6 protein-coding genes and 1 pseudogene are annotated in these 6,480 nt (G+C 38.7%); 4 read left to right on the top strand and 3 right to left on the bottom strand.

The features are described from left to right. Together BB781_RS15435 and BB781_RS13440 are read right to left on the bottom strand one after the other, a co-directional pair. A pseudogene (locus tag BB781_RS15435) lies at positions 1 to 139 on the bottom strand (IS21 family transposase); the annotation flags it as partial. A gap of 680 nt (positions 140 to 819) precedes the next feature. Next, on the bottom strand, positions 820 to 1,860 hold the full coding sequence (locus BB781_RS13440) for an AI-2E family transporter (protein WP_094228996.1): 1,041 nt from the start codon (positions 1,858 to 1,860) through the stop codon (positions 820 to 822). A gap of 296 nt (positions 1,861 to 2,156) precedes the next feature. Here BB781_RS13440 and BB781_RS13435 point away from each other — a divergent pair, with 296 nt between their 5' ends. Beyond that, the gene (locus BB781_RS13435; protein WP_094228995.1) at positions 2,157 to 2,990 is read left to right on the top strand and encodes a YihY/virulence factor BrkB family protein; all 834 of its coding nucleotides are present in this window, start codon (positions 2,157 to 2,159) and stop codon (positions 2,988 to 2,990) included. Between the two features lie 373 nt (positions 2,991 to 3,363). Here the strand turns inward: BB781_RS13435 and BB781_RS13430 are convergent, their stop codons facing one another. Then, positions 3,364 to 3,663 (bottom strand): carboxymuconolactone decarboxylase family protein, encoded by a 300-nt coding sequence (locus tag BB781_RS13430; RefSeq protein ID WP_094228994.1) that lies wholly within the window; start codon positions 3,661 to 3,663, stop codon positions 3,364 to 3,366. A 187-nt stretch (positions 3,664 to 3,850) separates the two neighbouring features. Here BB781_RS13430 and BB781_RS13425 point away from each other — a divergent pair, with 187 nt between their 5' ends. From BB781_RS13425 to BB781_RS13415, 3 genes are read left to right on the top strand one after another with little or no spacing between them, the layout of a single operon-like run. Next, positions 3,851 to 4,462 (top strand): TetR/AcrR family transcriptional regulator, encoded by a 612-nt coding sequence (locus tag BB781_RS13425; protein WP_094228993.1) that lies wholly within the window; start codon positions 3,851 to 3,853, stop codon positions 4,460 to 4,462. A gap of 3 nt (positions 4,463 to 4,465) precedes the next feature. Next, on the top strand, positions 4,466 to 5,449 hold the full coding sequence (locus BB781_RS13420) for an ATP-binding cassette domain-containing protein (RefSeq protein ID WP_094228992.1): 984 nt from the start codon (positions 4,466 to 4,468) through the stop codon (positions 5,447 to 5,449). Positions 5,450 to 5,453: 4 nt separating this feature from the next. After that, positions 5,454 to 6,203 carry an ABC transporter permease gene (locus tag BB781_RS13415; RefSeq protein WP_094228991.1) on the top strand — a complete coding sequence of 250 codons (750 nt, stop codon included), beginning with the start codon at positions 5,454 to 5,456 and terminating at the stop codon, positions 6,201 to 6,203. Positions 6,204 to 6,480 lie beyond the last annotated feature (277 nt).

Raw genomic sequence — 6,480 nt, 5'->3', positions numbered from 1 at the left:
TCATTTCAGGATGTGTCGTCTGGCGGGCATATTTCCTCACTGTTTTCCTGTCTTTACCTGTTCTTTCTGAGATCTTACTGATGCTCAGACCTTGTGAATACAAATCTCTAATCAATAGCCAATCCTCCGCTTTCAGCATTATTCACAATCCTTGAACTTTTGTCAGGAATTGTGAACTGGGGAATTTTAAACCGCCGAAAGTGGGGAATTATTCACCGCCGATGACAGCTGCTATTAATATTCTAAATCGTGCTGTAGGAACTACAGTTCAAGCTTGTGGAATTAAATCAATAGATTTGATGATGAAGCAAGAAGCCACCCTATTTATAGGGTGGTAGTTCACTTTTAACTGTGTTTACTCTGTGCTACTTGTGCATCTTCGTGAATCATATATCTCATAATAATGAGCCTCATTATATTATGCAGAATAGATATATTTATATAGTAAAAACAAATATTAGATTTTGCAGTCACATAACCTGATGGTTCAGTGCCTGTGGGCCAATCGGTGGTACGGTATGGTTTATCGGAAAAGCGCTGAAGTAAAAACAGATCGAAATTAACAGAACGTGGGCATATTCCCTCTGCACTCTCTACAATCTCTCTCCCAAAAAACGTTTAACTTGTCCACGTTCTGACCTTCAGCCTCTCACATATTTGCTTTCTTATTTTCAGATAAAGCAGAATCAAGTGTCTGCTAATCTATGTGGTATTACTTCCCGGTGGGGGGTTATATATTTTCGGCCTGTGGCATAGCATGTATGAATTTGCTATAATATACGCAAAAAGTAATTGCATTAAGGGAGAAAAACTGGCTACTTATTTGTTGTCGTTGTCGTAGTCCAAAAGATATTCTTCGTTAAACATTTTTGCCATGAGTATAACATATGATATTAATAGGGGGCCAATTATTATTCCAAGAAGCCCGAACAGTTTCAGACCAATGATAACTCCTATGAGTGATTCAAGGGGATGGATACTTCCTATTTTTTTCTGTATTATGGGTCGTAGGACATTGTCAATGGAGCTCAGGATTATTCCTCCGATCAAAATTCCCAGGGCAGTGAAATAATCCTGTTGTATCAGCTGAATTATAACTGCAGGGAGCCATATGACTGTCGCCCCCACAAAAGGCACGAAGGACAAAATAACTGCAACAAAACCCCAGAGGAAGGCACCATCAACTCCGAGCAAGAGAAAAACAAGTGTAAGGATAGATCCCTGGACCAGAGCAATTATTCCTGAGCTTATCATGGTCGCGTTCACAATGGTTTTGAATTCATTCTGGAGGGCTTCTGTATTCTTTCTACTAAATGGTACTGCGTTTCGAATTTTGATAGAGTATTTTGATCCTTCTCCTACAAAGAGATAATACAGAAGGAAGTACATGATCACAAATTCAATAATTCTCTGCCCCAGGCTTTCAATTATATTTAAGAGCATGGTGGAAAGGAAGTCGGTAGCTGCTACAACAACCTCCATTATCTTTTCGCGGATGTTGATCTCTACGGGTAACCCTTCTAAATGGAGATGACTTATATAGATATTGGCGGAGCCTATAGATTCAAGAATAGTATTCGTGCCAAAAAAAACATTTTGTATCTGGAAAAACACGATTGTCATGAGTATGTAAAGAGGGATCAGTATCAATACAATTGTAAGGATTATTATTGCAAAGGCTGCTATACTTTTATTTACTCTCTTTTTGTTTGTCATGTAGATGTAAAGTGGTTTAAAGATCACATACAGGATGAATGCTCCAAAAAAAGCGTTTATGTAGGGGTACAGGGCGTAAATAAGTATTGCTGCCAGCACACTTAGCATCAGAAGTGCCTGTGGCATCTTGCTTGAATGATCCATTACTTCTTTTATTTCTTAATCATAGTATTTAAGCTTAATATCTATGCTTCTTTTCAGCCAGATAACAACTCATGTGTCATCGGTTAAGAAGATAATTATACATATCCTCTTAATTTCTTTAACAGTTTCAACGAATTCAAACCAATTATATGCAGGAACATGGCGTTGATTTCGTGAAATTAACCATAATTTACGCCAGTCATTTGGTATAAAATCGATAGCAAACAGGCAAAAAATCTCCTTAGCAGATGACACATAGATAACAACTATATCCTATTGGATAATTGTTTAAGTAGATGACATCCGGATATGCCTACCTTTTTAGGAGAACTCTTGATAAGTGGCTGGAGGATGATGGCATTACAAGTAGCGCAGCTCTTTCTTTTTATACATTAATAGGTCTGCCATCTCTTTTTCTTTTCACCCTTTTTTTAGGAAGTATTTTCCTTAAAGAACAGATTATCAGGGCAGCAATCATCACGGATGTGTCAATGATTGCAGATGACTTTTCTATAAAGGCTCTGAATGTTCTTTTCACGCAACTTTCGGTAGGTAGTTCTCTTAATTTAGGTGTCATAATAAGTTTCTTTGTTTACCTCTGGAGTGCAGGCAATATTTTCTTTCAGCTGCAAAAGATGATAAATAAGATGTGGGGTTCTAAAGACTCTAAACGGGGTTGGTTTCATCAGCTTGTCCGCAAGAGGATGTCTGCTCTTGTAGCAGCTCTGGCATTTGGAATGCTTGTTTCTGTAAGCACTTTGTTCGAAGTAGTGTTCTTTGTCATCTCCGATAACCTAGAAACGGCTTTTTCTATTTCCACAGGTGTTATCAAATATGCAAGCTTTGGTATCAATTTGTTAACGCTCATTGCCCTTTTCATGTATCTTTTCAGGGTACTTCCTCAAGCAAACCTTGGTCTGAAATATGTTTTTACAGGTTCATTATTGACTGTAGTTTTTCTGACATTGGGGAAATACTTTATTGGTTTTTACCTTTCTTACAGCAATATAGCCACTGTTTACGGGACAATAGGTTCAATAATTGTAATTTTCCTGTGGGTATACCTTTCTTCTATCGTCGTCACTTTCATGGCAGAGTTCACAGGGGTATATTCTGATTCGGACCACTGAGTAACCTGCAAATATCAGTAATATATACACATATATATACATATATCTATGTATGTATTCGTTATTATCTATTTTGATTGGTTTATTTGTCTTTTATCGTGGGTGTACTGTTTATTTCTGTAAGTTTCATACATAGCATAATCAGGTCCATTGGACTGTGTATGAAGTTTTCTTATTTTATCATACTCGTGATAAATCCTTTTTTTTGATTATACTGATGTTTCTAATGTATGATGTAAACATATGTAAATTACTGAATATGACCTGTATTACTTATGTGTAATTCAATTTCCTCTGGTCATTCCTGTTCTTTGTGCTGCGTTCTCCTTTGTATCCATACTTAACTATTCGATATTTGTACTGAACCCTGGAGTTACAGTATATCCCGGAGTGCATTGGCTGCAGTGTAAACGCTTCCAATGCCACCAATATAATTTGCTATGCGGATAGCTTCTATGATCTCTTCTTTTGTGGCTCCTTGAGCCATTGCCTGCATAGCAAGCACCTTCACGCCGTCCACTGCACCATGTTCTGCATCAAGTGCCATGGCAATTAACAACTTGTATTTTAATGGTATGCTACCTTCTGAAAGTGCATTTTCACGGTTTGCCTCAATTATGCTGAAAAACTCACTGTCCTGCTCCTGTATAATCTTTAGTGGGTGTTCTTCCATGTTCTGATCTCCTTCTTTGTGTATATTATCCTGGTTCTAGTTAATCTGAATTGTAAGGTAATATTATTGCCTGATATTTTATTGTTTACTTTTTCTTTTAAAGTCCTTTGTCATAATCCTTAAATATGACTCTGGTCATCAGTGACTACGGTCACATTCTATGTTACTATCCAATGAACGAGGCAACATGTCCCTGCGTGAAAAAAAGAAATATGATACGCGAAATCGGATTTTTGAAATATCCGGTCGGCTGTTCAAGGAAAAAGGCTTTGAAAATACCACAGTTGATGAGATTACAAAGGAAGCTGGCATAGCCAAAGGCACATTCTTCAATTACTTCCCGACAAAGGAATCGCTTCTGCATTACTTCCAGGAACAGAAAGAAGAAGTAATTTTCAATATACTTGAATCACAGATGTCCCTAAATGCGCCTGCAAAGGAAAAAGTAAAGAATTTTTTTATTCTCCTTGCAGAGTACTATGAAAAAGACAAGACGCTTTTAAGACTTCTGTTTTTAGAGCATAAAAGATCGATCATAGCTTCCGGGCAGCGGTCTGCAGGGAAACAACATTGGCATGAACGTCAACAACGATTTATCTGCATACTCAGTGATTTTCTCAAAGAAGGTGTAGAGAAAGGAGAAATTAAGAACAGGATTGATCTGAAAATTGCATCAGAAACCTTGCATGCCATTTATTTTCACTCACTTATGAAGTGGCTGCATTCAGATACAGATTGCTCTTTTTCCGGGGATCTGTCTGCAAGGGTCGATCTAGTATTCGAAGGTATCGGAGAATGAAAAATGTCTGCAATTACAGTTGAGAATCTGACAAAGAAATTCGGTGATTTTACCGCCGTAAAAAACCTTTCATTTATCATAAAGAGCGGTGAGGTCTTCGGTCTGCTCGGTCCTAACGGAGCTGGGAAAACCACTACCATGTCCATGCTCTCGACAATGCTCAAACCAAGTTCTGGAAAAGCAGCTGTCAATGGGTTTGACATAATTACGAATGAAGATGATGTACGCAAGTCAATTGGTATCGTATTCCAGGACCAGAGTCTTGATGAAGAACTCACAGCCTATGAGAATATGGATTTTCACGGAAGGCTTTACCGTATTCCTAAAAGTACAAGGCAAAAAAAGATAATGGAGCTTCTTAAGCTGGTAGAGCTGGAAGGGAAAAAGGACAATCTTGTGAAAACATATTCTGGTGGCATGAGGCGTCGCCTGGAAATAGCAAGAGGCTTGCTGCATGAACCAAAAATATTGTTCCTGGATGAACCGACTCTCGGACTTGATCCGCAGACAAGGAATCACCTCTGGGATTACATTGAAAGGCTGAACAGGGAAAAAGGTATTACGATTATTCTAACCACACATTATATGGAAGAAGCGGATAAGCTCTGCAACCGGATAGCCATAATAGACAAAGGCAGGATAATAGCCCTTGATACATCTGAAAAACTGAAAAATGATATTGGTGGTGATGTCATTACTATAGTTTCATCTGAAAGGGATAAACTGTATTCAGTTATACAGTACCTACCGGAAATTAAAAATATTGAAGTCCATGATTCATTCCTTACCATTGGCTTGGAAAATGCGGAAAAGCATGTTGCACAGATTGTCAACATGGCTTCTGAAACAGGTATTCCAATTGACTCTATATCTATCCATAAACCCACTCTCGAGGACGTATTCCTGCATTTTACAGGCAGGATCATAAGGGAAGAGGAAGCCAGCGGAAAAGAGCAGATGCGTCTGATGCATAGGGTAAGGAAGTGATAGAATGGACATAGTTTATACTCTATGGTTAAGGAATGTGAAACGTTATATTCGTTCAAAAAGCAGGATGATAGGCAGTCTGGGTATGCCTGTATTCCTTCTTCTGGTCCTTGGATTTGGCCTGAACTCTGTAGTAGCTATCCCGGGTATGGAACAAGGATATATCGGCTTCATTATTCCTGGAATAATTTCTATGAGTGTTCTTTTCACTTCAGTGTTTGCAGGTATACAGGTAATATGGGACAAGCAGTTCGGTTTCCTGAAAGAGACTCTTGTAGCCCCTGTCTCAAGACTTGAAATAATGCTAGGGCAGACCTTTGGTGGAGCTACAACAGCTGTCATACAGGGACTCATTATATTTGTCCTGTCATTGTTCATGGGGCTTGAGGTAAGCAGTATTCCGGGATTCCTGATAGCTATCATTTTTATGATACTCATTGGGCTTTCATTCACAGCATTTGGAATTGCCATAGCTTCAAGAATGGAAGATATGCACGGTTTCCAGTTGATAATGAATTTTGTCATCTTCCCTATATTTGGACTATCGGGTGCCCTGTTCCCCATCGAGAGTCTGCCTGGATGGGTTAGATACCTTACATTACTGGACCCTCTCACCTATGGGGTTGAAGGTATCAGGTATGGTCTCCTTGGCAGTTCCCAGATAGATCCTGCCATAAGCTTTGCAGTCCTTTCCGGATTTACGGTCCTGATGGTGGCAGTGGGTTCCTATCTGTTCAGGAAAATAAGTATTTGAAAAACAAGGGCAATTAAAATCCATTCTTGTAAACAAGAGGTTGTAATACCAAAAAAAGTAAGGTTGCCGGCGGTTTTATATGCCGGTTTCCGATATTATTTACTTCTATTTTGTAATGTTCATGCCCTATTTCAGATTGATATCTATCAGTTTATCACGTTGGAGTAAGAAGACCACCGTTTTCAAACTCACATTAAATAGTAGATTTAATGGGAGTTCCAGTTCTCTGAACTGGGACAGATGGATGAATTACGTCTATTCTACAAAACAAGTCCTT

Origin of the sequence: Methanolobus psychrotolerans, from assembly GCF_002243045.1 — an archaeon.
Classification (GTDB): Archaea; Halobacteriota; Methanosarcinia; order Methanosarcinales; family Methanosarcinaceae; genus Methanolobus; species Methanolobus psychrotolerans.
Note: the sequence above shows the minus strand (reverse complement) of the source record. Positions and strands in the feature narration are given on the sequence as shown.

Excerpts from the sequence above, each read along its gene's own strand:
- BB781_RS13440 (WP_094228996.1), bottom strand. The coding sequence starts at position 1,860 with ATGGATCATTCAAGCAAGATGCCACAGGCACTTCTGATGCTAAGTGTG.
- BB781_RS13435 (WP_094228995.1), top strand. The coding sequence starts at position 2,157 with ATGACATCCGGATATGCCTACCTTTTTAGGAGAACTCTTGATAAGTGG.
- BB781_RS13420 (WP_094228992.1), top strand. The coding sequence starts at position 4,466 with ATGTCTGCAATTACAGTTGAGAATCTGACAAAGAAATTCGGTGATTTT.
- BB781_RS13430 (WP_094228994.1), bottom strand. The coding sequence starts at position 3,663 with ATGGAAGAACACCCACTAAAGATTATACAGGAGCAGGACAGTGAGTTT.
- BB781_RS13425 (WP_094228993.1), top strand. The coding sequence starts at position 3,851 with ATGTCCCTGCGTGAAAAAAAGAAATATGATACGCGAAATCGGATTTTT.
- BB781_RS13415 (WP_094228991.1), top strand. The coding sequence starts at position 5,454 with ATGGACATAGTTTATACTCTATGGTTAAGGAATGTGAAACGTTATATT.